Genomic DNA, 26,799 nt, shown 5'->3' with positions numbered 1-26,799 from the left:
GGCCGGGGCCGGCAACCCTTTGATTGCACAACCTGAGGAGCGGAGATGGATTTTTTTATTAGCGAGGCCATGGCCCAGGACGGTGCCGGCGGTGCCGGTCTCACCGGCCTGATTTTCCCGATCGCGCTGATCGTCATCTTCTATTTCCTGCTGATCCGGCCGCAGCAGAAGCGCGCGAAGGAGCACAAGAAGCTCGTCGAGAACCTTGCCAAGGGCGACGAGGTCCTCACCAGCGGCGGCGTCGTGGGCCGCGTCACTGAAGTAGGCGATACCTTCGCCGGCCTGGAGATCGCCAACGGCATCGAGGTGCGCCTGCAGAAGAACGCCGTCGCCCAGATCCTCCCCAAGGGCACGCTCAAGCAGAAGCTCGACAAGTCCGAGGACGAGGGCAAGGCCGCGGAGAAGGCCGACAAGTCGAAGTGACCCGTTCCTCCGGGTGCCGCCGGCCGCTGGAGCCCGCATGACCAACCGCTATCCGCTGTGGAAGTACCTTCTGATCGTGCTGGTGCTGGGCACGGGCGTGCTCTACGCCCTGCCCAACGTCTTTGGCGAGGATCCGGCCCTGCAGATCTCCGCCGACGACGGCGGGGCGCCCGGGCCGGACGCGCGTGAGGAGATCCGCTCCATCCTCGACGAGGCCGGGATCGAGACCCTCGACTCGCGGGTGGCGGAAGGCCATCTGATGCTGCGTTTCCCCGACACCGATGCCCAGCTGCGTGCCGCCGACGAGCTGGAGGTCGGCCTCGGGCGCGGCTACACGGTGGCGCTCAATCTGGCACCGGCCACACCGCAGTGGCTGCGGGAGCTCGGAGGCCAGCCCATGTATCTGGGGCTGGACCTGCGCGGGGGCGTCCACTTCCTCATGGAAGTGGATATCGACGCCGTGCTCGAGCAGGCGGTGGAGCGCTACACGGATGAGTTCCGCCGCCTGCTGCGCGACGAGAACATCCGCTACGGCGAGATCGAGGCCGGGGAGCAGGGGCTCCAGGTGGCATTCGAGGGCGCGCAGGACCGCGAGCGGGCCTACAACCTGCTGCTGGACGAGTATCCCGAGCTCGAGCTCGCGACCGACGAGCGCGATGGCCGCTTCTGGATCGAGGCGAGCATTACCGACCAGGAGCTGCAGGAGATCCGCAATCTCGCCGTGCAGCAGAACATCACCACCCTGCGCAATCGCGTCAACGAGCTCGGCGTCGCCGAGCCGGTGATCCAGCGCCAGGGCTCGGACCGCATCGTGGTGCAGCTCCCGGGCGTCCAGGACACGGCCCGCGCCAAGGAGATCATCGGCGCCACCGCGACGCTCGAGTTCCGGATGGTGGACGAGGGCAACTTCCCCTATCAGGGCGAGCCGGACGATCCGCCGCCCCCCGGCACCGAGCTCTACCCGCAGCGCGAGGGCGGCCATGTGCTGCTGGAGCGCCAGATCATCATCACCGGCGAGGCCATTACCGACGCCCAGTCCGGCATCGACACCCAGACCGGCCAGCCCGAGGTGACCATCCGCCTCAACGGCAGCGGCGGCTCGATCATGAACCGGGTGACCTCGGAGCGCGTCGGCGACCACATGGCCGTGCTGTTCAAGGAGAACGAGGTCCAGGCCCGGCGCGTGGACGGCGAGGTGGTGCGCGAGCAGGTGCAGGTGGAGGAGGTGATCAACGTCGCCCGCATCCAGGAGCCCCTCGGCAGCCGTTTCCGCATCACCGGACTGGAGAGCAGCCAGGAGGCGCGCAACCTGGCGCTGCTGCTGCGGGCGGGCTCGCTGGCGGCACCCATCCGCATCGTCGAGGAGCGCACCATCGGCCCGAGCCTCGGCCAAGAGAACATCGATCAGGGCTTTATGGCCGTGGTCATCGGCTTCCTCGCCGTGGTCGTGTTCATGGCGGTGTACTACAAGGTGTTCGGCCTGGTGGCGAACGTGGCCCTGTTCGTCAACCTGGTGTTGATCGTGGCCGTGCTGTCGATGCTGCAGGCGACGCTCACGCTGCCCGGCATCGCCGGCATCGTGCTCACCGTGGGCATGGCGGTGGACGCCAATGTCCTTATCTACGAGCGCATCCGCGAGGAGCTGCGCCGCGGCGCGAGCGCGCAGAAGGCCATCGACGCCGGCTACGAGAAGGCCTTCTCCACCATCGCCGACGCCAACGTCACCACGCTCATCGCGGCCATCGTGCTGTTCGCCTTCGGCACCGGCCCGATCAAGGGCTTCGCGGTGACCCTGTCCATCGGCATCGTCAGCTCCATGTTCACCGCCATCATGGGCACCCGCGGGCTGATCAATCTCATCTACGGCGGGCGTCGCGGCGTACGCCTCGCGATCTGAGGAGAACGGCTTGGACTTCTTCAAGCGCGAGACCCACATCGACTTCATGGGCGCCCGGCGGACCGCCGCCATCGTCACCGGCGTCGTCCTGGTGCTGGCGCTGGCGGCGCTGCTGCTGCGCGGCCTGGAGCTCGGCCTGGACTTCACCGGCGGCACGCTGGTGGAGGTCGGCTACCCGGAGGCGGTGGACCTGGCCGAGGTCCGCGCCACTCTGGAAGAGGGCGGCTTCGAGAGCGCCGTGGTGCAGACCTTCGGCAATGCCCGCGACATCCTCATCCGGCTCTCGCCGGAGGCCGGCGACAGTGACGCCGTCAGCAACCGCGTGCTGGCGCTGCTGCAGGACGAGACCAGCGGCGCCGAGCTGCGCCGGGTGGAGTTCGTCGGCCCGCAGGTGGGCGAGGAGCTGGCCGAGCAGGGCGGGCTCGCGGTGCTCTACGCGCTGGGCGGCATCCTCATCTACGTCGCGTTCCGTTTCGAGTACCGCTTTGCGGTGGGTGCGGTGGCTGCGCTGGTGCACGACGTGGTGGTCACCATCGGCGTGTTCGCGGCCCTGGGGCTGACGTTCGACCTCACCGTGCTCGCCGCGCTGCTGGCGGTGATCGGCTACTCGCTGAACGACACCATCGTCGTCTTCGACCGCATCCGCGAGAACTTCATCCGGGTGCGCAAGGGCACGGCCGCGGAGGTGGCCAACCTCTCCATCAACCAGACCCTCTCCCGCACCCTGGTTACGGGGCTCACCACCCTGCTGGTGCTGCTGGCGCTGTACTTCCTGGGCGGCGAGCTCATCGCCGGCTTCGCGCTGGCGCTGATCATCGGTGTGCTGGTGGGCACCTACTCGTCGATCTACGTCGCGAGCGCGGCGGCGCTGGCCCTCGGCGTGAGCAAGGAGGATCTCATCCCGCCGAAGAAGGAGGGCGAGGAGCTGGAGGAGGAGGTGCCATAGCGCGAGCCCGCAGCCGGGAAGCGGTGAGATACGCGGGCTGAACCGGCGGGCTGGACCGTGCAACTGTCACGAAAACCTCTTCCGGGCATCATGAGGGCTTAACACGACGCGCGCAGGATCGGCGCCGAACATCGACCAGGGGACGGGCCCATGACCGATGTCCGGCTGCTGAAGCCACTGCGCTTCCGGACGATCTTCCTCTCCGACACCCACCTCGGCTTCCGCGGCGCCCGCGCCGACTTTCTGCTGGACTTCCTCGAATCGGTGGAGTGCGACGAGCTCTACCTCGTCGGCGACATCCTCGATATCTGGGAGATGCGCCGGCGCGGGGTGCACTGGCCGGAAAGCCACAACGCCGTGGTGCAGAACATCCTCGCCCGTGCCCGCGCGGGGACGCCGGTGACCTATATCCCCGGCAACCACGACGAGCTGATGCGCACCTACGCGGGCACCAACATCGAGGGGGTGGAGATCCGCCTGCAGGCGATCCACGAGTGCGCCGACGGTCGGCGCATGCTGGTGCTCCACGGCGACGAGTTCGACACCGTGGTGCAGTGCAGCCGGCTGGTGGCGATGCTCGGCAGCCGCATGTACGGCGCGCTGATCCGGGCCAACCACTGGGTCAACCGCGTCCGCCAGGCCTTCGGCTTTCCCTACTGGTCGCTGGCCGCCCACCTCAAGCACCGCGTCAAGAACGCGATGCAGTACATCGCCAACTACGAGCAGGCCCTCGCCCACGAGGCCCGCCAGCAGGGGGTGGATGGTCTCGTCTGCGGCCACATCCACCACGCCGAGATTGCCGAGCGCCACGGCGTGCTCTACTGCAACGACGGTGACTGGGTGGAGAGCTGCACGGCGCTGGTGGAGACGGCGGACGGGCACCTGAAACTGCTGCGCTGGAGCGATGTGCGGGAGACGGTGAAAAGCCACGCCGCGCCGCTGGCCGGCGAGGCGGCATGAGCGCGGCGGCGACGGCCCCCGCCAGCGACCCGACCGCGCAACGCCCCACCCGCATCGCCATCGCCACCGACGCCTGGCGGCCCCAGGTCAACGGCGTGGTGACCACGCTCACTCGCGTGGGCGAGGCGCTGGAGGCGGACGGCTGCCGGGTGCTCTGGCTCACTCCGGAGGGCCAGCGCACGGTGGCGTTGCCCACCTATCCCGACATCCGCCTGGCGCTGCGACCCTATCCCGCCGTTGCCGCGGCGCTTGCGGCCTTCACACCCGAGGCGGTGCACATCGCTACGGAAGGCCCGGTGGGTCGGGCGGCGCGGCGCTGGTGCCTGCGGCGGGGGCTGCCGTTCACCACCGCCTACCACACGCGCTTCCCGCAGTACGTGCGGTTGCGTGCCCCGATCCCCGAGCGCTGGACCTACGGCTGGCTGCGCCGCTTCCACGCGCCGGCAGTGCGCACCCTGGTGCCGACGGCCTCCATGCGCGACGAGCTCTCGGCCCGGGGGTTCCGGCATCTCGCCGTCTGGAGCCGGGGTGTGGACACGACGCTGTTCCGGCCGCGGCCGCCGGGCTTCCTCGACCTGCCGCGGCCCGTGGCGCTATACGTCGGCCGTGTCGCGGTGGAGAAGAACCTGGAGGCCTTCCTGCGCCTGTCGCTGCCGGGCAGCAAGCTGGTGGTGGGGGACGGGCCGGATCTGGCGAGCCTGCGCGCGCGCTATCCACAGGTGCACTTCGCCGGCTTCCGCCACGGCGAGGATCTGGCGAGCCATGTGGCGGCGGCGGATGTCTCTGTGTTTCCGAGCCGCACGGACACCTTCGGCCTGACCATGCTCGAGGCCATGGCCTGCGGCGTGCCGGTGGCGGCCTTCCCGGTGACCGGCCCCCGCGATGTGGTCCAGGAAGGCATCACCGGCGCCCTCGACGAGGACCTCGCTGCCGCCGTCCATCGCGCCCTCCACTGCGACCGCGACGCCTGCATCGCCTATGCTCGCCGACACACCTGGGCCGCCTGCGCCGCCCAGCTCCGCGATTATCTTGCACCGATTACTGCGCTGGGCGCCCACGGGGAAATGAACCGCAAAGGCGCGAAGGACACGAAGTAGGCGCGAAGGGAGAGGCTGGCTCCGACTGGCAGGGTGTCGCACCGATCAGCGGCGGGTGATCCCAGTCAGCTTGCGATCAGGCAGCTCGCGGCAATGACGCGGCACTACGCCAATCGTTTTCTCGCCTTTGCGCCCTTTGCGTCTTTGCGGTCGGCTTCCCGTCGAAAACGTCAGCTCAGGCGCGGAGGTTTTCGTTGAGGTGGGGGCGGATGGTGCGGACGAGGTCGGCGAAGAGCTTGGGGCTGCCGGCGACGATGTTGCCGGTCTCGAGGTAGTTGTCGCCGCCGGCGAAGTCGCCGACGATGCCGCCGGCCTCCCGGATCATGAGGGCACCGGCGGCCATGTCCCAGGGCTTGAGCCCGATCTCCCAGAAGCCGTCGAGCCGCCCGCAGGCGACGTAGGCCAGGTCCAGCGCCGCCGATCCGGCCCGGCGCAAATCCCCCGCGCGGCCGAGCACGTCGCCGAACATGCCGAGATAGGCATCGTGGTGCTGGCGCAGGCGGAACGGGAAGCCGGTGCCGAGCAGGGCGTTGTCGATGCTGCGCCGGGGCGCGATGCGCACGCGCCGGCCCTCGAAGGTCGTCCCGCCGCCGCGCTTGGCGGTCCAGAGCTCCTGGCGCACGGGGTCGTAGATCACCCCCACCTCCAGGGCGCCGCGATACTTCAGCGCGATGGAGACAGCGAAATGCGGGAAGCCGCGCAGAAAGTTCGTGGTGCCGTCCAGCGGGTCGATCACCCAGACGTACTCGCCGCGACCGTCGCCGCCGCTCTCCTCGCCGACGATGCCGTGGTCCGGATAGGCATGGCGGAGGATGGCGATGATCTCGCCCTCCGCGAGCCGGTCCACCTCGCTGACGAAGTCGTTCTCGCCCTTGGCCTCGACCTTGACCCGGTCGAGCCGGTCCATGTGCCGGGCGATGACGTTGCCGGCGCTGCGCGCGGCGCGCACGGCGATGTTCACCATGGGGTGCATTGGCGCTTCCCGAATCGGATGCAGGGTTGCCGGACGGCCCGGCAGTGGACGGAGGCGGAGGATAACAGCAAACTGCCGGGTCCTGTATGGCGACGACGGCGGTTCCCGGATGGCTGCGCTCGGGCAGTGTGAGTTCGTGCTGGTGGGCACCAGTCACCCCGGCAACATTGGCGCCGCCGCCCGGGCCATGAAGACCATGGGGCTGTCGCGGCTGACGCTGGTGGCGCCGGACTGCGAGCCCGACGCCCAGGCCCGTGCCACCGCCGCCCATGCCGACGACCTCCTGGACGCGGCGCAGCACCATGAGCGACTGGCGGACGCCGTCGCCGGGGCGACGCTGGTGCTGGGGCTGACTGCCCGGGCGCGGCGGGACGGGGTGCCCGCCCTGGACCCCGAGGGTGCCGCGGCGCTGGCGCTGGCGGAGACCGGGCCGGTGGCAGTGCTGTTCGGGCGCGAGCGCACCGGGCTCACCAACGCCGAGCTCGGCCACTGCCACCGGCTGGTGCATATCCCGGCAAACCCGGAATACCCGGCGCTCAATCTTGCCGCGGCGGTGCAGATCATGGCCTACACCCTGCGCCGCGCCGCGCTGGCCGAGGCGCCGGCGCCCGTCGCCATGCCGGCGGAGCCGCCGGCGAGCGGGCGCCATCTGGAGGGGCTGTTCGAGCACCTGGAGGCGCTGGTGGCGGCGAGCGGCTATGCCGAGGGCGGCAACGCCGAGCTGCTGCACCGCCGGCTGCGCAACCTGTTCAACCGCGCCCGACCCACGGCGGACGAGGTCAACCTGCTGCGGGGCGTGTTCAAGCGCCTGCAGCGGCGGCTGCCGTCGGATGACTGACGGCAGCGCTGTCATCGACCGGGGCGGCAGGCGCTGGCCGCGCCGACCGGCGCCTCGTTATACTTCCGGCATGATCGAGACGCATCGCCAAGCCTGCTGTCCTCGGGGGCGCCCGGCTGCGGGCAGCCGGTAGCGGCCCCACTCCCGTCACCCCGCCCGTTCCCCGTTCAGCTACCGGAAACCGGCCATGTTCGATCGTCTCAAAGAGGATATCCGCTGCGTCTTCGACCGCGACCCGGCGGCCCGCAACCATTTCGAGGTGCTGACCAGCTACCCCGGCGTGCATGCACTGCTCATGCACCGCATGAACCACTGGCTCTGGCAGCGGGGCCTGCGCTGGCTGGCACGTTTTCTCTCGCTGCTGGCGCGCTGGTTCACTGGCATCGAGATTCACCCCGGCGCCCGGATCGGGCGGCGGTTCTTCATCGACCACGGCATGGGCGTGGTCATCGGCGAGACCACCGATATCGGGGACGACGTCACCCTGTACCAGGGCGTCACCCTCGGCGGTACGTCCTGGGAGAAGGGCAAGCGGCACCCGACGCTGGAGAATGACGTCGTGGTCGGCGCGGGGGCCAAGATCCTCGGCCCGCTCACCGTCGGCACCGGCGCCCGTGTCGGCTCCAACGCCGTGGTGGTGAAGGACGTCCCTGCCGGCGCGACCATGGTCGGCATCCCCGCCCGGGTCGCCCGGCGGCGCAGTGACGAGGCCGCCCCCAGCGAGGACGACCGCCGCCGCGCGGAGACGGCTAGGCGCATCGGCTTCGAGGCCTATGGCGCCACCCGCGACATGCCGGACCCGGTGGCCAATGCCATCAACGCCATCCTCGACCATGTCCACCAGACGGACAGCCGGCTGCAGGAGATGTGCACCGCTCTGCGCAAGCTCGGTGCCGAGGTGAGCGACACGCGCATCCCCGAGCTCGACAACTGCGGCATCGACGCCGGCGAGGAGCCGAAGCCGCCGGCCCGGCCGGAGGGCGCCCAGGACGCCAGCGACGCCGAGGCCCCCGCCGCCCGCGGCTCCGGGACCGACGGCCCGCGCTAGGCTCATGGTCGGGCCCTATCTGGATCACGCCGCCACCACGCCGGTGGATCCGCGGGTGGTGGAGCGCATGCTGGCCTGTCTGGACCGCGCGGCCGGCTTCGGCAATCCGGCCAGCAGCCATGCCGCCGGCAGCCGCGCCCGGGCGGAGGTCGCCCGGGCGGCGGAGACCGTCGCCGCCGCCCTGGGCGGCGAGCCCGAGGGCGTGGTCTGGACGTCCGGTGCCACCGAGGCGGACAACCTCGCCATCCTCGGCACGGCGCAGCATCTGGCGGCCCGGGACACGCCACGCCGGCGGCTCGTCACTCTGCGCACAGAGCATGCAGCCGTGCTTGAGCCGATGCGCGCGGCCCGGGCGCTGGGCTTCCGCGTGGACCACCTCACCCCCGAGCCGGACGGGCGCCTGCCGCCCGAGCGCCTGGCCGAAACCCTCGGCGACGACGTGGCCCTGGTGTCCCTCGCCCAGGTCAACAACGAGACCGGGGTGGTGCAGGACCTGGCGGCACTCGGCGGGCTGGCGCGGGAGGCGGGCGCCGTCATGCACGTGGACGCGGCCCAGGGAGCCGGGCGGCTGCCTCTGGACCTGGCCAGCCAGCCGGTGGACCTGGTCTCGATCTCCGCCCACAAGTGCCACGGTCCGGCCGGTGTCGGCGCCCTCTACGTCCGCCCGGGGCTGCGGCTCGCGCCGCTGCTGCACGGGGGTGGCCAGCAGGGCGGGCTGCGCTCGGGGACGCTGCCGCTGCACCAGATCGTCGGCCTGGCCGAGACGCTGCGGCTGGCCGTGGCCGAGCGGGCGTCCGAGCGCGAGCGGCTGCGGGGGCTGTACTGGCGGTTGCGCAATGGTCTGCGGGCGCTCGGTGACGTGGTGCTGAACGGCCGCGACGACGGCTCGCCGCATATCCTCAACGTGAGCTTTGCCGGCGTGCACGGCGAGGCGCTGCGCGCCGCGCTCGGCGAGCTGGCTGTAGGTTACGGTTCCGCCTGTAGCGGCGGAGGCGCCTCCCACGTGCTGCGGGCCATGGGCCGCCCGGATGCGCTGGCGGACGCGGCGGTGCGGTTCAGCCTCGGGCGCTTCAGCGCGGAGGCCGAGGTCGACGCCGTGCTGGCACGCTTCGGGGAGGTGGTGCCGGCGTTACGCAGGGTCTCGCCGCTGGCCCGTGAACTCGCCACGGGCGTGCCGCTGTCCAAGGTATATCGCTGCAAGACCCCGCTGCCGGTGGCTTGAAATGCAGCTCGATGGCTACGATCTTGACCTCACCAGCCCGGCGCTGGGCGCACCGGTGCCGGCCGAGGGGTGGCACCACGGTACCGCGGGCGCCGCGGCGGACAACCGGCGGGTGGACTGCTGGCTGCGGCTCGATGGCGAGCGCATCGCCGAGGCACGGTTCGAGGTGTTCGGTGGCCCGTACGCCCTGCGCGTGGCAGTCTGGCTCGGTGAGCACCTGACCGGGCAGAGCGTGGCCGAGGCCGCCAGCGTCACCGGCCTCGCCATCGCGGAGTCCGCCGGTCTGCCGGTGGCCGCACGCGGCGACGCGCTCTGCGTGGAAGACGCACTACGGGCGGCACTGGCCGCCCACAGCGGTTAAGGAGGGCTTCAGCCCATGACGATCCAGCTCACGCAGCAGGCAGCCGATCACATCCGCGGCTCGGTCGAGCGTCACGGCGGGGCCGTTGGCCTGCGGCTCGGGGTGCGGACCTCCGGCTGCTCCGGCTTCATGTATACGGTGGACTACGCGGAGGCGATCGGCGACGACGACACCGTCGTCGAGCAGCACGGCGCGACCGTGGTGATCGACCGCAAGAGCCTGCCGTTCCTCGAGGGCCTCGAGGTGGACTTCATCCGCGAGGGCCTGAATCAGCGGTTCAGCTTTCGCAACCCCAACGTCACCGCCGAATGCGGCTGCGGGGAGAGCTTCGCGATCTGAGCACTCGCGCACTGCACCGCCCGCTGGCGGACAGGGCGCAATTGCCGGGGCGGCGGTCGCTGGTTAGACTGTCGCGGCTTTATCGTGGGCCCGCCGCGGAAGCCGAGCCCGCCCCGTCCGGTGAACTGCCGTCGGGGCGCGGCGCGCTTCGGGCGGGCCCGAACGTAACCGGCCCGTCTCCCGGGCCCTCGGATCACGGAGTCAGCGCATGGCCGTCGAACGCACCCTTTCCATCGTCAAGCCGGATGCCGTCGGCAGGAACCAGATCGGCGAGATCTATCGCCGGTTCGAGTCCGCCGGCCTGCGGATAGTGGCGGCCCGCATGCTGCACCTGAGCCGGGAGCAGGCGGAGGGCTTCTATGCCGTGCACCGCGAGCGCCCGTTCTTCGAGGCGCTGGTGGGGTTCATGACCTCCGGCCCGGTGATGGTGCAGGTCCTCGAGGGCGAGGAGGCCATCCGCAAGAATCGCGAGATCATGGGCGCCACCAACCCGGCCGAGGCGGCAGCCGGCACCATCCGTCACGACCTGGCGGAGACCATCGACGCCAACGCCGTGCATGGTTCCGACGCCCCGGAGACGGCCCGCGACGAGATCGCCTTCTTCTTCCGCGACGATGAGATCCATTCCCGCGGCTGACAACGCCCCGGCGGGCGGCGAGGCCCGGGTCAATCTGCTTGACCTGGACCGCGCCGGCCTGCGCGCGTTTCTCGAGGAGCTCGGCGAGAGGCCCTTTCGCGCCACGCAGATCACCCAGTGGGTGCACCAGCGCGGCGTACTCGACTTCGAGGCGATGACGGACCTCGGCAAGGGCCTGCGGGCACGGCTCGCCGAGCGCGCCGAGCTGCGTCTGCCGCAGGCGCTGTTCGACCGCGAATCGAAGGACGGCACCCGCAAGTGGCTGCTCGCCCTCGACGGCGGCAACGCGGTGGAGACGGTGTTCATCCCCGAGCGCGACCGCGGCACGCTGTGCGTCTCCTCCCAGGTGGGCTGTGCGCTGGACTGCGGGTTCTGCTCCACCGGCAAGCAGGGCTTCAACCGCAACCTCTCCACGGCCGAGATCATCGGCCAGCTGCACTTCGCCCGCCGGGCGCTGGACGCCGAGGGCCGCGGGCGCCGCGTCACCAACGTGGTGCTGATGGGCATGGGCGAGCCGCTGGCGAATTTCCGCAACGTGGTCCCGGCCACCGAGCTCATGGTCGACCAGCACGCCTGGGGGCTGTCGCGGCGGCGGGTGACGCTGTCCACTGTCGGTCTCGTGCCGGCGCTCTATCGCCTCGCCGAGTACAGTCGCATCAGCCTGGCGGTGTCGCTGCACGCACCGAACGACGCCCTGCGCGACGAGATCGTGCCGATCAACCGCAAGTACCCCCTGGCGGAGCTCCTCGAGGCCTGCCGGCACTACGTCGAGCGCACGCCGCATCACCGCATTACCTGGGAATACGTGATGCTCGATGGCGTCAACGACAGCGAGGCCCATTGCCGGGAGCTGGCGGCACTGCTGCAGGGCATTCCCTCCAAGATCAACCTGATCCCGTTCAACCCGTTCCCGGGGACGGAGTATCGCTGCTCGCCGAGGGAGCGCATCGAGCGCTTCTCCCGCGGCCTGCAGGACGCGGGCTACATCACCACGGTGCGCCGTACCCGCGGCCAGGACATTGACGGCGCGTGCGGCCAGCTCGTGGGGCAGGTGGTCAACCGCCGCAATCGCGGCAAGCGCGGCGCCCAGGCGGAGGCCTCCGCATGAGGCGGCTCGCACCCCTGGTACTGGTGCTGCTGGCGCTGCTCGCCGGCTGCGCCACCACCGGCAACCCGACGATGACGTCCGAGCAGGCCGCCCGCGCCTCCGAGGCGAACACCCAGCTTGCCATCCGCTACCTCCAGCAGGGGAACCTGCAGGAGGCGCTGCGCAAGGCGCAGAAGGCGGTCGAGCAGGATGGCGACTCCTCGCCGGCGCACATGGTGACCGCCGAGATCTACAACCAGCTCGATGAAGCCGACCAGGCCCGCCGCTACTATCAGCAGGCGGTCCGCCTGGACCCGGAGAACGGCGCGGCGCTCAACAACTTCGGGCGCTTCCTCTGCGCCCGGGGCGAACGGGAGCGGGCGCAGGAGCTCTTCGAGCGCGCCGCCGACAATCCGCTCTACGAGCGCCCGGAAGTGCCGCTGACCAACGCCGGGCGCTGCGCGCTGCAGGACGGCCAGAAGGCCGAGGCCGAGGATTACTTCCGGGCGGCGCTGCAGCGCAACCCGCGCTTCCCGACGGCGCTGCTGAACCTGGCGGCGCTGCGCCTGGACGACGGCGACTCGCTCTCGGCCCGGGCCTTCTACGAGCGCTACCTCGACGCGGTGAACCGGCAGACGCCGGAGTCACTCTGGGTGGGTATCCGCCTTGCGGCGGCCACTGACGATCGCGACCGACTGGCGAGCTACAGCCTGCTGTTGCGCCAGCGCTATCCGGAATCCGAGGAGGCGGCGCGCCTCCTGGAATGGGAACGCAATGGCCGACTCTGAACCGCAAGTGGGGGAGACGGCGAGCGCCCGGCCACGACAGGGCCCCGGGCGGCTGCTGCGGGACCAGCGCCTGCGCCGGGAGCTGAGCGTGGGCGATGTCGCCGACGGCCTGCATCTGGACGCCCGTACCATCGACGCCCTGGAGCGGGACGACTACGCCGGCCTGCCGCCGGTGACGTTCGTGCGTGGCTACCTGCGGGCCTATGCGCGGCTGCTCGAGCTGCCGGACGACGAGGTCCTGAAGCGGTTCGACGCCATGGGCGTCTCCGACGGCACCCGACCGCTGACGCCCAGTGTCGGCGATGCCGGCACCGCCCCGGCCCCGACGCCCGCCGTGCGTCGTCGCAGCGGCGGTCTGTTCGCCGTGAGCCTGGCGCTGGTGCTGGTCATCGGCGGGGTGGGCGGCGGTGCCTGGCTGCTGCAGCAGCGGGACTGGTCACTGCCGGGGCTCGATCGGCTGCTGGGCAGCGGGCCGGCCACCGAGTCCGCTGACGGCGACGGCAACCTCGCGCTGGCGCCGGAGGCGTCCGATTCCACCGCCGACGCTGACGCGGCGCCGGACCCCCGTACGGACGGCAGCACGGCCGCGGAGCCGGAAACCGGCATCAGCAGCGAGAGCGCGCGTGAGCCGCCGCCTGTCGATGGCAATACCGCAGCGTCGGGGCGCACCGCGGAGCAGCCGGTATTCGACCCGGAGCTGGTGGAGCCGCCGGCGGCGGGGGACAGCGACAACGCCGATGCGAATGCCCCCGAGGCGTCGGATGGCGGTGGGCTATCCCCCGCGCCGGAGGAGCTGGCCGACGACGAGGCCGCAGGCCCCGACACGACGGCACCGGAGGCCCCGGCGGCGGAGCCCCGCCTCGGCGACGCGGCACCGCCGGCCGAGGCGATGCCGCGCCGCCGCGCGGGTGACGACAGTGCAGCCACCGCCGGAACATCCGGTGGCGACGCCCCGGCAGACAGCGGGGCCGCACCCGTCGAACCGGATTCCCTGCTGGCCGGCGAGGCCGACGAGGGAACGACGCGCCCGGGTGCCGGCGCCGACGGCACCGAGGCCCCGGCTGACGGGCAGGGCGGCGACACCCAGGGCGCCCCGGCGGCCGAGGATCAGGAAACGCTGCGCTTCAGTTTCAGCGGCGAGTCCTGGATGGAGGTCCGGGATGCCCGCGGCGAGCGGCTGCTGTTCGGCCTCGAGGAGGGCGGCGTGCGCGAGGTTGCCGGCGTGCCGCCGTTCGAGATCGTGGTGGGCGATACGCAGAACGTGAGCCTGGAGCGCGAGGGCGAGTCGGTGCCCCTGGAACAGTACGCCCGCGACCGCGTCGCCCGCTTCACCCTGGGCTCCCCCTAGCCCGCCCATCTCACCGGTCCGCGCCCGCAGCCGCGGAGCGGCGGTAAGGACGGGCTGCGATGCGCCCGGCGCAAGCTGACAGTGGAGACAACGTTGAGCGCTTCGATCCAGAGCATTCGGGGCTTTGCCGACATCCTGCCCGACCGCACGCCGGTCTGGCGGTTCGTCGAGGACACCTTCCGGGTCCTTCTCGAGTCCTATGGCTACGAGGAGATCCGGCTGCCGGCCCTGGAAAAGACCGAGCTCTTCGCCCGCTCCATCGGCGAGGTCACCGACATCGTCGAGAAGGAGATGTACACCTTCAGCGACCGCAACGGCGACAGCCTCACGCTGCGCCCCGAGGGCACGGCCGGCTGCGTGCGCGCCGCGATCCAGCACGGGCTGCTGCACAATGCCCAGCCGCGGCTCTGGTACGCCGGGCCGATGTTCCGCCACGAGCGCCCGCAGCGGGGCCGCTACCGCCAGTTCCATCAGGTGGGTGTGGAGGCCTTCGGCGTCGAGGGTCCGGCGCTGGATGCGGAGCTCATCCTGATGAGCGGGCGGCTGCTGCAGGCGCTGGGGCTCGATGACGTCCGCCTCGAGCTCAACAGCCTTGGCAGCAGCGAGGCCCGGGCGGCCTATCGTGAGCGCCTCGTGGCGCATCTGCAGGCCCACGCCGACCAGCTCGACGACGACGCCCGCCGGCGCCTGGAGACCAATCCGCTGCGGGTGCTGGACAGCAAGAATCCGGCCATGGCCGGGGTCATCGAGAGCGCGCCGAGCCTGCTGGATCATCTGGACGGGGCATCGGCGGACCACTTCCGGCGCCTCTGCGCCATGCTCGACGCTGCCGGCCAGCCGTACCACGTCAACCCGCGCCTGGTGCGCGGCCTCGACTACTACGGGCGGACCGTCTTCGAGTGGGTGAGCGACCGGCTCGGCGCACAGGGGACGGTGCTGGCCGGCGGGCGCTACGACACGCTGGTGGAGATGATCGGCGGCCGGCCGACGCCGGCCATCGGTTTCGCCGCCGGCATCGAGCGGCTGGTGGCGCTGGTGGAGGAGGCCGGAGCGGCCCCGGCGCCGGCGGCGCCGGACGCCTTCCTGGTGGTGGCCGACGAGGCCCTGGAGAGCGAGGCGGTGAGCCTGGCGGAGCGGCTGCGCCACGCCATGCCGGGGCTGCAGCTGCGGCTGAACACGGCCGGGGGCTCGCTGAAGAGCCAGTTCCGGCGTGCTGACCGCAGCGGGGCGCGCTTTGCCCTGGTGCTCGGCGAGGACGAGGCCGCGGCAGGCGCGGTGACGGTCAAGGACCTGCGGGGCGAGCGCCCCCAGGAGCAGGTGCCGGTGGCACGCCTCGCCGACGTGCTCGGCGAGGCCCGGCAGAGTGACTGAGACGGGAGCGATTGAGCGTGGCATACGAGGACGAGGAGCAACTCGAGGCGATCCGCGACTGGTGGCGGCGCAATGGCCGCGCGGTGGTGGCCGGCGTGGTGATCGCGGTGGCCGCGGTGCTCGGCTGGCAGCAGTGGAACGCCTATCAGGAGCGCCAGGCCGCGGCGGCGGCGTCGACTTACAGCGCCATTGCCGGGGCGGTGAGCGAGGGCGATCTGGAGGCGGCGGCAAACCGTCTGGAGAGCCTGCGCAGCGACTACGGCGACAGCCCCTACGCGATCCTCGCAAGCTTCCGCCTTGCCCGGGCCCAGATGAACGCCGGTGACGCGGCCGCGGCGGCGGAGACGCTGGCCTGGGCTGCTTCCCGGGAGGCGCCGGCCGGGCTGGTGGAGATCGCCCGGCTGCGCCGGGCCGAGGCACTGGCCGGCGCGGACGAGGTGGCGGCGGCGCTGGAGCTGCTGGAGCCGCTGCCGGATGGCGCCCTGCGGGCGCGCTATCTGGAGCTGCGCGGCGACCTGCTGGTGGCGAGCGGCGAGCGGGACGCCGCCATCGAGGCCTACCGCGAGGCCATGGCGGAGGCCGGCAGCCAGCGCCGCGGCCTGGTACAGGTCAAGCTCACGGACCTGGGCGTGGATCCGAGCTCATGAGGGGGCTGGTGCGTTGGGCTCTGGTGCTCGCGCTGCCGCTTGCCCTAGGCGGTTGCGGCACGCCGGACCTGCTGGAGGCGGACGATGCGCCATCGCTGGGGCTGGCCGGCGACGATCTCGCCGTGGAGATTCTCTGGCAGGCCCGGGTTGGCCCCGCGGCGGAGCGCGAGCAGCGCCTGGAGCCGGCCCTTGCCGGCGGCCGCCTGTTCGCTGCGGCGGCGGATGGCACCGTCAGCGCCTATGCGGCGGACAGCGGTGAGCGCCACTGGCGCCGACGGCTGGAGCACCGCATCTCCGGCGGCCCCGGCGCCGGTGACGGGCTGGTGGTCGTCGGCACGCCCAAGGGGGAGGTCATCGCCCTGGAAGCCGAATCCGGCGAGCAGCGCTGGCAGGCCCGCACCACCAGCGAGGTGCTGGCGCCGCCGGCGGTGGGTCAGGGCGCCGTGGTGGTGCGCAGCAACGATGGCCGCGTGGTGGCCTTTGCGGCGGACAGTGGTGCCCGCCGCTGGCTGTACGACCGCAACGTGCCGGCGCTGAGCCTGCGCGGGCACTCAAGCCCGGTGCTGGTGCGCGGTGGCACGGTGGTCGGCTTCGACAACGGCCGCTTGAGCGCGCTTACCCTGCGCGAGGGCGCTCCCGCCTGGGAGGCGACGGTGGGCGTTCCCCGCGGGCGCACCGACCTGGAGCGCATGGTGGACGTGGATGTGGACCCGGTGGTGGACGGCAACGACCTGTTCGCCGCGAGCTATCAGGGCCGGGTGGTCGGTGTGGCGCTCAACGACGGCCGCATCGCCTGGAGCCGCGAGCTCTCGGTGGGTGGCGGTCTCGCCGTGGACGACAGCAACCTCTATGTGACCGATGCCTCCGGGCGCCTGTGGGCGTTCGACCGGCGCAACGGCGCCACCGTCTGGCGCATGGACGCCCTGGAGGGTCAGCGGCTCACCGCGCCGGCCCTGCACCAGGGGCATGTTGTGGTGGCGGGCTCCGACGGTCATCTGACCTGGGTGGCCCCGGAGGATGGCCGTCCCGTGGTCCGGCACCGGGTGGGCGGCGCGCGCATCAGCGCCGCGCCACGGGTCGCGGGCGAGCGTCTCTACGTCCAGGATCTCGAGGGCCGCGTCCAGGCCCTGCGGCTCTCCGAGCGGTAGCGTCGGCATGTGCCTGGTTCTGCTCGCGCATCAGGCAGTGCCCGGCCAGCCGCTGGTGATCGCGGCGAACCGCGACGAGTTCCACCGCCGACCGACCACCGCCATGCACTGGTGGCGCGAGCCGCGGGTGCTGGCAGGCCGCGACGAGGAGGCCGGCGGCACGTGGTTCGCCGTCGCGCCGGATGGCGCCTTTGCGGCGGTGACCAACTACCGCGAGCCGGAGCAACGGCCCAGCGGCGGACGTTCCCGCGGCGAACTGCCGCTGCTCGCCCTCACGGAGAGCGCGGAGGACCTGGGCGCGCACCTGCGCCGCCACGGCAAGGCCTACGCCGGATTCAATCTGCTCTGGGGCCGCCCCGGAGCGGTCCACTACGCCTCCAACCGGGGCGTGCCCCCGCAGCCGGTCAACCCGGGCCTGCACGGGCTCAGCAATCACCTGCTGGATACCCCCTGGCCCAAGGTGAGCCGTGGCCTCGAGTTGCTCGCCGCCAGCCTGCCAGTGGCCGATCCGGAGTCGCTCTGCGCCCTGCTCGCCGATCGCCGTCCCGCGGATCACGGCGAGTTGCCGGACACGGGCCTCAGCCCGGAGTGGGAGCGGCGGCTCTCGCCGATGTTCATCGTCTCCCCGGAGTACGGCACCCGTGCCACCACGATCCTGCTGGCTGATGCCGAGGGCGGCGTGACGGTGCTGGAGCGGCGCTTCGATGCCGAGGGTCGCTGCATCGGGGAGACCCGCGAGGCGTTGTCGCCCGCCGCCGCCAAGGGTTGAGCGACCGTCCGCCGGCCCCGGGGGCCCGCGTTGCGGGGCCCCGGGGCGGGTGGTAGCCTGCCGGCCAACGAGGAGGAGAGGTGGCCCGGCGCGACGCGCGGGCTCCGCGATCCGCCATCACCCTGACAAGACCCCCGCTGCCGCCGGCGGCCAGGGGCCACGGCTACGAAAACGGCAGGGAGAATCTCCGCTATGCGCATCATCCTCTTGGGCCCGCCCGGCGCCGGCAAGGGCACCCAGGCCGCAACCCTGTGTCAGCACTACGGCATCCCCCAGATCTCCACTGGCGACATGCTGCGTGCGGCGGTCAAGGCGGGCACGCCCCTCGGCCAGGAGGCGAAGAAGGTGATGGACGCCGGCGGGCTCGTGTCCGATGACATCATCATCGGCCTGGTCAAGGAGCGCATCGCGGAGCCGGACTGTGCCAACGGCTTCCTGTTCGACGGCTTCCCCCGGACCATCGCCCAGGCCGATGCGCTGCGCAACGAGGGCATACGCATCGATGCCGTGGTGGAGATCGCCGTGGACGACGAGGACATCGTCGCCCGCATGGCCGGCCGGCGGTGTCATCCGGGGTCCGGGCGCGTCTATCACCTCGAGCATGCACCGCCGAAGGAGCCGGGCAAGGATGACATCACCGGCGAGCCGCTGGTGCAGCGCGACGATGATCGCGAGGACACCGTCCGCAAGCGCCTCGCCGTCTACCACGAGCAGACCCGCCCGCTGGTGGAGTACTACTCCAGCTGGGCCCGCGAGGGCGGTGAGGACGCACCGCGCTACGTTACCGTGGATGGCCGCGGCGACATCGACGAGGTGAGCCGCCGCATCCTGAACGCACTGTAGTCGCCACGAGTGGGGAAGGCGGGCCGCGACATGGAACCGGGGCCGGGTCGCGGCGATCGGAAAGGTTAGGGGCGGACGCCGTCCGTCCCGGCTGCGCAACCCGGGAGCCACCATGCCATTCCGCCCAGTGCTAGCCCGCATATCTCACCTATTCGCGCAGCGAGGGCGTGGAGATGGCGGGCAGGAGAGGGGCAGCGCGGAACCCTTCCCGCGGGCCTCTGGCCGCACAGCGCGCGTGCAGACAAGGCGCGCTGCGCAGCGCTGTACCGCGGTACAGTCAAGCAGCGCAACGCCGGACTGCCCGCCAGATCCGCGACCGCAGCCGCGGATCGGTGGGATAGGCGGGCTCGCCGCCGTCTTTGGGCTTCTGCTGCTGTCCCTGCCGGCGCATGGCCAGGTGGTACATCAGCTCACCATCGACGGGGCCATCGGCCCGGTGACGGCGAACTATGTCAGTGACGGGCTCGAGGAGGCCGCTGCGGCCGACGCCGAGGCCGTGATCCTGCGGATGGACACGCCCGGCGGCCTGGACAGCGCCATGCGCCAGATCGTGCGCGACATACTGGCCTCGCCGGTGCCGGTCATCGGCTACGTGGCCCCGTCCGGGGCGCGGGCGGCCAGCGCCGGCACCTACATCCTCTACGCCAGCCACGTGGCGGCCATGGCGCCGGGCACCAACCTCGGTGCCGCGACGCCGGTGCGCATCGGCGGCATGCCTGGCACGCCGGGCGGTGATCAGCCCGGAGGTGATCAGCCCGGAGGTGATCAGCCGGCCGGTGAGGGCGAGGGTGATGGCAGCGCCGGCAGTGGCGAGGGCAGCGGTGCCGGTGAGAGTGGCGGCGACGGCGAGGCCGCGGAAGACAGCCAGGGCGGCGCCGATGAGGGCGCAGACCAGGGCGGTTCGGCGATGGAGCGCAAGATGATCAATGACGCCGTCGCCTATATCCGCTCCCTGGCGGAGCTGCGGGGTCGCAACGCCGAGTGGGCCGAGCGCGCCGTGCGGGAGTCGGTGAGCCTGTCCTATTCCGCGGCGCTGGAGCAGGACGTCATCGACCTGGTGGCGCCGGACAGTGCCGCGCTGCTGGCCGCCGCCGACGGCCGCGAGGTGAGCATCGGCGGCGAGTCCCGCAGCCTCGCCCTCGCCGGCGCCACCGTGGAAGACCGGCCGCCGGACTGGCGTACCGAGCTGCTGTCCGTAATCACCAACCCCAACGTGGCCTACATCCTCATGCTGGTGGGCATCTACGGGCTGATCTTCGAGCTGGCCAACCCCGGCTCGCTGGTCCCCGGCGTGCTCGGCGGCATCTGCCTGCTGCTCGCGCTGTTCGCCTTCCAGGCGCTACCGGTGAACTACGCGGGCCTCGGGCTCATCCTGCTCGGTATTCTGTTCATGATCGCCGAAGCCCTCGTGCCATCCTTCGGTGCGCTGGGCGTAGGCGGGGTCATCGCCTTCGCCTTCGGCTCCGTGCTGCTGTTCGATGCCGAGGGGGAAGGCTTTCAGCTGTCGATGATGCTGGTGGGCGGCGTCACGGCGGCGAGCCTGGTGCTCTTTCTCGGCACCGCGCTGCTGGCGGCGCGCGCCTTCCAGCGACGCGGCGTCGCCGGCGCGGAGCATATGCTTGGCGGCGAGGGCGAGGTCCTGCAGGCCGGGCCGCCGCTGCGGGTGCGCATCGAGGGCGAGAGCTGGCTGGCGGACTCGGACGCGGCACTGGCGCCGGGGGACATAGTGCGCGTCGTCGACATGCAGGGCCTGCGGCTCAAGGTGGAGCCGGTGGCGAAGACGGATACCCACACGCAGACACCGCAGAGGGAGTGACCCGGGGCATGGGGCTTTACGAGGATGCGCTCGAGCGATTCAAGGCACTGCTGCAGGAGGCCAGGGAACATCCTGACATCGGCGAGCCGACGGCGATGACCCTCGCCACCACCACGGCGGCGGGGCGCCCCAGCGCGCGTACCGTGCTGCTCAAGCAGATAGACGAGCGGGGGTTCGTCTTCTACACCAACACCCGCAGCCGCAAGGGCCGCCAGCTCGCGGAGAACCCGCGCGCGGCGCTGACCTTCTTCTGGGCACCGCTGGTCCGCCAGGTACTCGTGGAGGGGGACGTGGCGCCGGTGGCGGACGCGGAGGCGGATGCCTACTTCGCAAGCCGCCCGCGCCTCAGCCAGATCGGTGCCTGGGCCTCGCAGCAGTCGGAGCCGCTGTCCGGCCGCGACGAGTTCGAGGCCCGCGTCGCCGAGCTCGAGGCCCGGTTCGACGGCCGCGAAGTCCCCCGCCCCCCGCACTGGACCGGCTACCGCATCCGCCCCGACCTCATCGAATTCTGGCACGGCCGCGAAGGCCGCCTCCACGACCGCGACCGCTACCACCTTGAAGATGGGGAGTGGCGGTGGATGCTCTTAAACCCCTAGCGGGGTTTAGTTCAAAGTTCAAAGTTCGGAGTTCAAAGACTCCCGCCGGACAGCCCAAAGCCCTAGCGCACGCCGAGGTTGGGCAAGGCCGGGCGGTTGCGGTCTTTGAACCTTGAACTTTGGACCTTGAACTGCCGGCGAGGCCGTCAGGCCTCGCCGGCGTATTCCAGCCAGGGCATGAGCCTCGGCGGGTTGCCGGTGGTGACCAGCTGGCCCGGGCGTTCCAGGTGGAAGCGGGCGCCATGTTCGTTGGCGTGGTGCTGCCAGTGATCGCGGATGCGGGGGATGGCCTCGGGGCTCAGCGGGTAGTCGTGGCGGAGGGTGAGCACGTCGCCGTCGGTGGCCTGTATGAGCACCGTGTAGGCGATGGGGCCGAGCTCCGGGGTGGCCTGTTCGGTAAGGCTGACGATGGCCGGCTCTCCCGCCTTTGCTTCGCCCACCGTCTCGGTGTACCAGACCGGATCGGGTAGGGCGGCTGACTGGGCCACGCCCAGAGCGACCTCCACATCCTCGGCATCCACGCCCGGGCGCTCGGCCACCGGGATCACCTCGATGCCATGCGCCTCCAGCCCCGCCATGTACTGCCGCTGCTGGCGACTCCAGCGCGCGTAGCCGGCTTCGGCGCCGCCCTCGGCCTCCGGGTGGCGGGCCGCCCAGGCATCGAAGCCGGTGATCGGCGTCCACACCCGGCCGTGCAGGCCGAGAAAACGGTTGCCCGCCGGCAGCGCCTCGCGTACCGGCTCGTCCGGGCGGTAGAGCGCGGCCTCCAGCAGCGCCCACAGCGGCCCGAAGCCGGCATGCTCGAGTTGCACCTTGAGCAGCGCCGAGAGGTCGTGAAACGTGGCGTAGCTGAGATGCACCGGCTCCACGGCGAGCAACTGGCGCAGGGTCCGGTCCGTGGCCAGCGAGGCGCCGCCTTTCTCCAGCAGCACCGACTCCAGCTGCCGGCGCAGCGGATCCAGCACGGGACCGGGTGCCACCAGCGCGAACGGGATCGCCAGCAGCGGGCCCGAGCCCGGCCGCCGTGCCGGGGCGATCGCCGGCACGGGAAACCGCCCGCCGGCGGTGCCGAGGGCGAGCAGCTGGGGCGCGAACGGTCCGCCCCGCAGGGCGCCGCGGTAGATGTCCAGCAGGGCCTCTGCCATCGGCAGGCCGGGACGCAGGAGCTCGGTGAGGTCGTACAGGGCCGCGGGCATCACCAGCCCCGCCTCGGCGACCTCCTCGCCGACGATCCGGCGCAGGTCGTCGGCGATGGCACCGGCGAGAATCTCCGCGGCATCCCGTGTCAGCGGCTCCGGCGGCGACCCGCCGGCGGCCACGGCGGGATCAAGCTCGACGGTCAGCACGGCAGGCGTGGCGGACAGGGCGCCCTGCATGGCAGTCACTCCAGGGGTCAGTGAGAGACCGGTCAGGGTACCGCCCGAACCCGGTGCGGGAATAGCGTTCGCGACGCGGGTGGGAGGCAGTGGCGATCGCCCTTCAGATCCCCGGGGCCGAAATGGCCTGTAGCGGTGATTTTGCACGCAGGTCCGCGGGTTCATGGCGGCAGGCAGAATCTGGCGCCTGCCGGCTTTCCCGAATTGCGCAAGGGTAGCCTGATCCCCGCGAAAACCCATTCACAGGCATTCCGGTTCGCCGGGCAACCCTCGAAGCCTGGTATTCCCGCAAGTGCCGAGGCGCGCTCCAAACCGCACCGTCGCTGAACGCAGACGGGGTGCCCTACACGGCCTCGCGCCGACGCCGGCATGGGCCATGGATTTTTTTGCATTCGCTCCCGGTTGCGATTAAATTACCGCCATCTTCGCGGCGACCCAGGCGTCCGCGCGATGGAAAGACCGCGAAGAATAACAAAGCGACCGGCAGTCCGGTCGATGCCATCGATTTCAGGCGGTGTTACCGAAAAGGAGCAGTAATGGATCTTTCCAAGTATTCCTCCCAGGAGCTTCGGCAGCTCAAGAAGGATATCGATCGCGAGATCGAAAGCCGGCGCAAGGAGGATGCAAAGAAGGCCCAGCAGGAGATCAAGCAGGTCGCGGAGCGTTACGGCTTCAATCTGACCGACCTCGTGGGCGGGCAGCCGAGCAAGCCCAAGACCACGCGTGCCAAGGGCAAGGTGCGCTTCCAGCACCCCGCGGATGCCAGCAAGACCTGGTCCGGCCGTGGCCGCAAGCCGGTCTGGATCAAGGAGTGGGAGGCCTCGGGCCGCTCCCTCGACGAGATCCGCGTCGACTGAGACTGGCGTGGAGGGCGGCCGGCGCTCAGCCGGCCGCGCCGCCCGCCACCTGCTCGCGCAGCGCACGCAGCGCCGGCGAAAGGCTGACCGGATAATCCGCTTTCGGCTTCAGGGCACGCTGCGCCTCGGGCAGGCGGCGCAGACCGTCAGCACAGTGCGCCCGGGCGCGCTCGAGTGATCCCTCTCCCCCCGGATCAACCCTTTCCCCGCCCTGCATCACCGGCGCGAGCAGCGCCTCTCCCGGCAGTGACTCGTCGGCAAGGCCGATGGTGTCCCCGCGCCAGCGCCCGTCGGCATCCTGCTCACGAAAGACCTGCTTGCGCCCGGGCAGGTCCGTCTTGCCCTCCGAGCGCTTGCCGCGGGCACGGCCGCTGAACTCGTGCAGCTTGTAGGCGGAGTCGAGAAAGGGCACATCGGCGGAGGTATCCACCTGGGAGCCAACGCCGAAGCCGTCGATGGGGGCGCCGTCGGCCACCAGCCGGGCGATGCGGTGTTCGTCGAGTCCGCCGCTGACCAGGATCCTGGTCTCCTGAAGGCCACCCGCATCAAGGATCCGCCTTACCTTCCGGGCATGGGCAGCGAGGTCGCCACTGTCGATGCGCACCCCCCGCACCGGGATGCCTTCGGGTCGCAGCCGCCGGGCCACCTCCACCACCTTGCGCGCGCCGGCCTCGACGTCATAGGTATCGATGAGCAGCACGACGTTGTGCGGATGACTGCGGGCGAAGCGCTCGAAGGCCTCGGCCTCGTCGTCATGAGCGAGGATGAATGCGTGCGCCATGGTGCCGGTGGCCGGCACACCGTAGCGCGCGCTGGCGAGGCAGGTAGCCGTCGCCTCGAAGCCGGCCAGATGGCAGGCCCGGCCCGCCCATAGCCCGGCCTCGCCGCCATGGGCGCGGCGCATGCCGAAGTCCACCACCCTCCGGTCGCCGGCGGCGAGCCGGCAGCGTGCCGCCTTGGTGGCGATGAGCGTCTGGTAGTGGACGATGTTCATCAGCCGCGATTCCACCAGCTGGCCCTCGGGCAGCGGCGCGGTGATCTGCAGCACGGGCTCCTCCGCAAAGAACACCGTGCCCTCGGGAAGGGCGCGCACCTCGCCGGTGAACCGGAAGCCGGCCATGCGCTCGACGAATTCGGCGGAGAAATGCCCGCTGTCGCGCATCCAGGCAAGCTCTTCGTCCCCGAACCGCAGGCCCGTGAGCCAGTCGAGCGCCTGCTCGAGCCCGGCGGCAACGAAGAAGCCCCGATGCGGCGCCGCCCGGAAAAAGAGCTCGAACACCGCCTCGCCGGTCATGCCATGCTCGTAGTAGGTCTGGAGCATGGTCAGCTCGTAGAGATCGGTGAGCAGCGGCGTGCGCTCTAGATCCATGGTGTCTGCGTCCCCTCTCTGCCGCGGCCCCGGGCCTGCCGGCAGGTGTGCGTGCGCGACGGGCGCAAGTCAAGTGTGGTCTTGCGGCTGGCGGTCAGCTGCGCAGACCGGTACCGCGCTCCAGCAGGTACAGGCTGAAGCCGCCGAGCAGGGCGATGAAGCCGAACACCAGCGCATAGGCGACCCCGATCGGAATGTCTGAGCTGCCGAGAATGCCGTAGCGAAAGGCATTGACCATGTACAGGATCGGATTCGCCAGCGACAGCACCCGCCAGAAGTCCGGCAGCAGCGAAATGGAATAGAACACGCCGCCGAGATAGGTGAGCGGCGTCAGAATGAAGGTGGGTACGATGGCGATGTCGTCGAACTTGCGGGCGAACACGCCATTGATGAACCCGCCGAGGGAAAACAGCACCGCCGTCAGGAACACCACGCTGATGGTGATGGGTACGCTGTGAATGCTGAGATCGGCGAAGAACGTGGCAATAATGGTGACGATGAGGCCCGTGAGCAGCCCGCGCCCGACGCCCCCGGCGAGATAGCCGAGCAGGATCACGTAATTCGGCGTGGGCGAGACCAGCAATTCCTCGATATGGCGCTGAAACTTGGCGCCAAAGAACGAGGAGACCACATTGGTATAGGAGTTGGTGATGACCGACATCATGATGATGCCGGGCGCGATGAACTCCATGAAGCTGTAGCCATCCATGGGCCCGACGCGGGAGCCGATCAGGCTGCCGAAGATGATGAAGTACAGCGTCATGGTGATCGCGGGCGGCAGCAGCGTCTGCACCCAGATCCGCAGGTAGCGGTGGGTTTCCTTGCCGGCGAGGGTGCGCAGGGCGATCAGGGTCTGCCGGGGGTAGGCCGGGTAGAAGCTCGCCATCTCAGGCCTCCACGGCGTCGGCCCGCCGCGTCGGCTGCCCGTGCCCGAGCATGCGCACGAACAGCTCCTCCAGACGATTGGACTTGTTCTTCATGCTCACCACCTCGACACCGCGCTCGGTCAGCTGGTGGAAAAGGTCGCTGAGGGTCTGGTCACCGCGGACTTCCACCTCCAGCGTGCTTTCGTCCAGTGGCACCACGTGGAAGTCCGGCAGGGTGTCCATGGTGCGCACGCTGCCCCGGATATCCAGAATGAAGCTCTGGCTCTTGAGCTTGCGCAGCAGCGAGCGTACGTCGGTGTTCTCGATGATCCGGCCGCCGTCGATGATGGCGATGTTACGGCAGAGCGACTCCGCCTCCTCGAGATAATGGGTGGTGAGGATGATCGTGGTGCCGCGCTCGTTCATCTGCCGCAGGAAGCGCCACATGGAGCGGCGCAGCTCGATGTCCACGCCGGCCGTGGGCTCGTCGAGGATCAGTAGCCGCGGCTCGTGGATCAGGGCCCGGGCGATCAGCAGCCGGCGCTTCATGCCCCCGGACAGGGAGCGGGAGGTGGCGTCCCGCTTGCCCCAGAGGTCGAGCTCCCTGAGATACCGCTCGGCCCGCTCCCGGGCGGTGTGCCGGTCGATGCCGTAGTAGCCCGCCTGGTTGAGCACGATCTGGCTGACGGTCTCGAACTGGTTGAAATTGAATTCCTGGGGCACGAGGCCGAGATTCGATTTCGCCTCCCAGGGTTCGCGGTCGATATCGTGGCCGAACACTTCCACGCTGCCGGAGGTCTTGCGCACCAGCGAGGCCACGATGCCGAGGATGGTGGTCTTGCCGGCGCCATTGGGGCCGAGCAGGCCGAAGAAGTCGCCGGGGGCCACTTCCAGGTTCACGTCCCGCAGGGCGGTGACGCCGCCGGGATACGTCTTGTTCAGCTGACGCAGGGAGAGCGCGTTCATGGGGTGCCTGACAGGAGTCGGAGGTCACCGCCCGCGGCGGTGAAGGCCGCGTAGGCTAGCCGCTGGGGGCTCGCTTGTGCAACCCGCTCGCGCTCGGCTATTCAGATCCGCGAGGTCGTGCTTGCGCATGGGGCCGTGCCGCGATGGTTCGTGGTGACCGTTTACGGGACCCTCTGCGGCATGGATGCCGCAGTGGAGCCTACATGGAGGT

The 26,799-nt window shown here is 70.7% G+C and carries 27 protein-coding genes; 22 read left to right on the top strand and 5 right to left on the bottom strand.

All coding sequences use genetic code 11. The features are described 5' to 3' along the window. The first annotated feature begins 45 nt into the window (after positions 1-45). The 5 genes from yajC (at position 46) to LMH63_RS13130 (ending at position 5,323) form a co-directional block, all read left to right on the top strand. Positions 46-423: a preprotein translocase subunit YajC gene (gene yajC / locus LMH63_RS13150; protein WP_109677266.1), complete on the top strand. Its 378-nt coding sequence runs from the start codon at positions 46-48 to the stop codon at positions 421-423. 37 nt (positions 424-460) lie between these two features. Further along, a complete protein-coding gene (gene secD, locus LMH63_RS13145) occupies positions 461-2,320 on the top strand; it encodes a protein translocase subunit SecD (protein WP_109677268.1) in 1,860 nt (619 codons plus the stop codon). 10 nt (positions 2,321-2,330) lie between these two features. Continuing rightward, positions 2,331-3,266: a protein translocase subunit SecF gene (gene secF / locus LMH63_RS13140; protein WP_109677270.1), complete on the top strand. Its 936-nt coding sequence runs from the start codon at positions 2,331-2,333 to the stop codon at positions 3,264-3,266. Positions 3,267-3,416: 150 nt separating this feature from the next. Further along, complete coding sequence (locus LMH63_RS13135; protein ID WP_109677271.1) at positions 3,417-4,226, top strand: UDP-2,3-diacylglucosamine diphosphatase; 810 nt, start codon at positions 3,417-3,419, stop codon at positions 4,224-4,226. Continuing rightward, a complete protein-coding gene (locus tag LMH63_RS13130; protein WP_109677274.1) occupies positions 4,223-5,323 on the top strand; it encodes a glycosyltransferase family 4 protein in 1,101 nt (366 codons plus the stop codon). Before LMH63_RS13135 ends, LMH63_RS13130 begins: the two co-directional genes overlap by 4 nt. A 175-nt stretch (positions 5,324-5,498) precedes the next feature. Here LMH63_RS13130 and suhB read toward each other — a convergent pair whose 3' ends face one another. Then, positions 5,499-6,296 (bottom strand): inositol-1-monophosphatase, encoded by a 798-nt coding sequence (gene suhB, locus LMH63_RS13125; protein WP_109677276.1) that lies wholly within the window; start codon positions 6,294-6,296, stop codon positions 5,499-5,501. A 109-nt stretch (positions 6,297-6,405) separates the two neighbouring features. Here suhB and LMH63_RS13120 point away from each other — a divergent pair, with 109 nt between their 5' ends. The 16 genes from LMH63_RS13120 to pdxH all read left to right on the top strand — a co-directional run bounded on the left by LMH63_RS13120 (position 6,406) and on the right by pdxH (position 21,154). After that, positions 6,406-7,134, top strand: a complete 729-nt coding sequence (locus LMH63_RS13120; protein WP_109677278.1) for an RNA methyltransferase — start codon at positions 6,406-6,408, stop codon at positions 7,132-7,134. A gap of 187 nt (positions 7,135-7,321) precedes the next feature. Then, positions 7,322-8,182 carry a serine O-acetyltransferase gene (gene cysE, locus LMH63_RS13115; RefSeq protein WP_109677280.1) on the top strand — a complete coding sequence of 287 codons (861 nt, stop codon included), beginning with the start codon at positions 7,322-7,324 and terminating at the stop codon, positions 8,180-8,182. Positions 8,183-8,186: 4 nt separating this feature from the next. Beyond that, positions 8,187-9,404 carry a cysteine desulfurase family protein gene (locus LMH63_RS13110; protein ID WP_109677283.1) on the top strand — a complete coding sequence of 406 codons (1,218 nt, stop codon included), beginning with the start codon at positions 8,187-8,189 and terminating at the stop codon, positions 9,402-9,404. Between the two features lies 1 nt (position 9,405). Then, positions 9,406-9,765, top strand: a complete 360-nt coding sequence (locus tag LMH63_RS13105; RefSeq protein WP_109677285.1) for an iron-sulfur cluster assembly scaffold protein — start codon at positions 9,406-9,408, stop codon at positions 9,763-9,765. 15 nt (positions 9,766-9,780) lie between these two features. Then, complete coding sequence (locus tag LMH63_RS13100) at positions 9,781-10,104, top strand: HesB/IscA family protein (RefSeq protein WP_109677287.1); 324 nt, start codon at positions 9,781-9,783, stop codon at positions 10,102-10,104. A gap of 208 nt (positions 10,105-10,312) precedes the next feature. Further along, positions 10,313-10,741, top strand: coding sequence for a nucleoside-diphosphate kinase (gene ndk / locus LMH63_RS13095; protein WP_109677289.1), 429 nt, complete (start codon positions 10,313-10,315; stop codon positions 10,739-10,741). Next, positions 10,719-11,849: a dual-specificity RNA methyltransferase RlmN gene (gene rlmN / locus LMH63_RS13090; protein WP_109677291.1), complete on the top strand. Its 1,131-nt coding sequence runs from the start codon at positions 10,719-10,721 to the stop codon at positions 11,847-11,849. Before ndk ends, rlmN begins: the two co-directional genes overlap by 23 nt. Further along, a complete protein-coding gene (gene pilW / locus LMH63_RS13085; protein ID WP_109677293.1) occupies positions 11,846-12,616 on the top strand; it encodes a type IV pilus biogenesis/stability protein PilW in 771 nt (256 codons plus the stop codon). The genes rlmN and pilW overlap by 4 nt, the downstream gene beginning before the upstream one ends. Further along, positions 12,603-13,964, top strand: a complete 1,362-nt coding sequence (locus LMH63_RS13080) for a RodZ domain-containing protein (RefSeq protein ID WP_109677295.1) — start codon at positions 12,603-12,605, stop codon at positions 13,962-13,964. Before pilW ends, LMH63_RS13080 begins: the two co-directional genes overlap by 14 nt. Before the next feature lie 93 nt (positions 13,965-14,057). Continuing rightward, entirely contained in the window at positions 14,058-15,335 is a 1,278-nt protein-coding gene (hisS, locus tag LMH63_RS13075) for a histidine--tRNA ligase (protein WP_109677297.1), read from the top strand. A 17-nt stretch (positions 15,336-15,352) separates the two neighbouring features. Beyond that, positions 15,353-15,982 (top strand): YfgM family protein, encoded by a 630-nt coding sequence (locus LMH63_RS13070; protein ID WP_158280325.1) that lies wholly within the window; start codon positions 15,353-15,355, stop codon positions 15,980-15,982. 8 nt (positions 15,983-15,990) lie between these two features. Beyond that, a complete protein-coding gene (bamB, locus tag LMH63_RS13065; protein ID WP_229332598.1) occupies positions 15,991-17,130 on the top strand; it encodes an outer membrane protein assembly factor BamB in 1,140 nt (379 codons plus the stop codon). 7 nt (positions 17,131-17,137) lie between these two features. Then, the gene (locus LMH63_RS13060) at positions 17,138-17,899 is read left to right on the top strand and encodes an NRDE family protein (protein WP_109677303.1); all 762 of its coding nucleotides are present in this window, start codon (positions 17,138-17,140) and stop codon (positions 17,897-17,899) included. Positions 17,900-18,091: 192 nt separating this feature from the next. Continuing rightward, on the top strand, positions 18,092-18,742 hold the full coding sequence (gene adk / locus LMH63_RS13055; RefSeq protein WP_109677305.1) for an adenylate kinase: 651 nt from the start codon (positions 18,092-18,094) through the stop codon (positions 18,740-18,742). A 397-nt stretch (positions 18,743-19,139) separates the two neighbouring features. Further along, positions 19,140-20,558, top strand: coding sequence for an NfeD family protein (locus LMH63_RS13050; RefSeq protein ID WP_229332597.1), 1,419 nt, complete (start codon positions 19,140-19,142; stop codon positions 20,556-20,558). Positions 20,559-20,566: 8 nt separating this feature from the next. Continuing rightward, complete coding sequence (gene pdxH / locus LMH63_RS13045; protein ID WP_109677309.1) at positions 20,567-21,154, top strand: pyridoxamine 5'-phosphate oxidase; 588 nt, start codon at positions 20,567-20,569, stop codon at positions 21,152-21,154. Between the two features lie 146 nt (positions 21,155-21,300). On the opposite strand, the gene LMH63_RS13040 is transcribed toward pdxH, so the two are convergent. Continuing rightward, positions 21,301-22,530, bottom strand: coding sequence for a hypothetical protein (locus tag LMH63_RS13040; RefSeq protein WP_109677311.1), 1,230 nt, complete (start codon positions 22,528-22,530; stop codon positions 21,301-21,303). A gap of 536 nt (positions 22,531-23,066) precedes the next feature. On the opposite strand from LMH63_RS13040, the gene LMH63_RS13035 reads away from it, so the two are divergent. Next, positions 23,067-23,387 (top strand): H-NS histone family protein, encoded by a 321-nt coding sequence (locus LMH63_RS13035; protein WP_109677313.1) that lies wholly within the window; start codon positions 23,067-23,069, stop codon positions 23,385-23,387. 25 nt (positions 23,388-23,412) lie between these two features. Here the strand turns inward: LMH63_RS13035 and LMH63_RS13030 are convergent, their stop codons facing one another. The 3 genes from LMH63_RS13030 to LMH63_RS13020 all read right to left on the bottom strand — a co-directional run bounded on the left by LMH63_RS13030 (position 23,413) and on the right by LMH63_RS13020 (position 26,588). Further along, positions 23,413-24,756 carry a nicotinate phosphoribosyltransferase gene (locus LMH63_RS13030; protein WP_109677315.1) on the bottom strand — a complete coding sequence of 448 codons (1,344 nt, stop codon included), beginning with the start codon at positions 24,754-24,756 and terminating at the stop codon, positions 23,413-23,415. 94 nt (positions 24,757-24,850) lie between these two features. Continuing rightward, complete coding sequence (locus LMH63_RS13025) at positions 24,851-25,642, bottom strand: ABC transporter permease (RefSeq protein WP_109677317.1); 792 nt, start codon at positions 25,640-25,642, stop codon at positions 24,851-24,853. 1 nt (position 25,643) lies between these two features. Next, a complete protein-coding gene (locus LMH63_RS13020) occupies positions 25,644-26,588 on the bottom strand; it encodes an ABC transporter ATP-binding protein (RefSeq protein WP_109677319.1) in 945 nt (314 codons plus the stop codon). Positions 26,589-26,799: the final 211 nt, after the last annotated feature.

This window comes from Spiribacter halobius (assembly GCF_020883455.1).
In the GTDB taxonomy this organism is placed as follows: Bacteria; Pseudomonadota; Gammaproteobacteria; order Nitrococcales; family Nitrococcaceae; genus Sediminicurvatus; species Sediminicurvatus halobius.
Note: the sequence above shows the minus strand (reverse complement) of the source record. Positions and strands in the feature narration are given on the sequence as shown.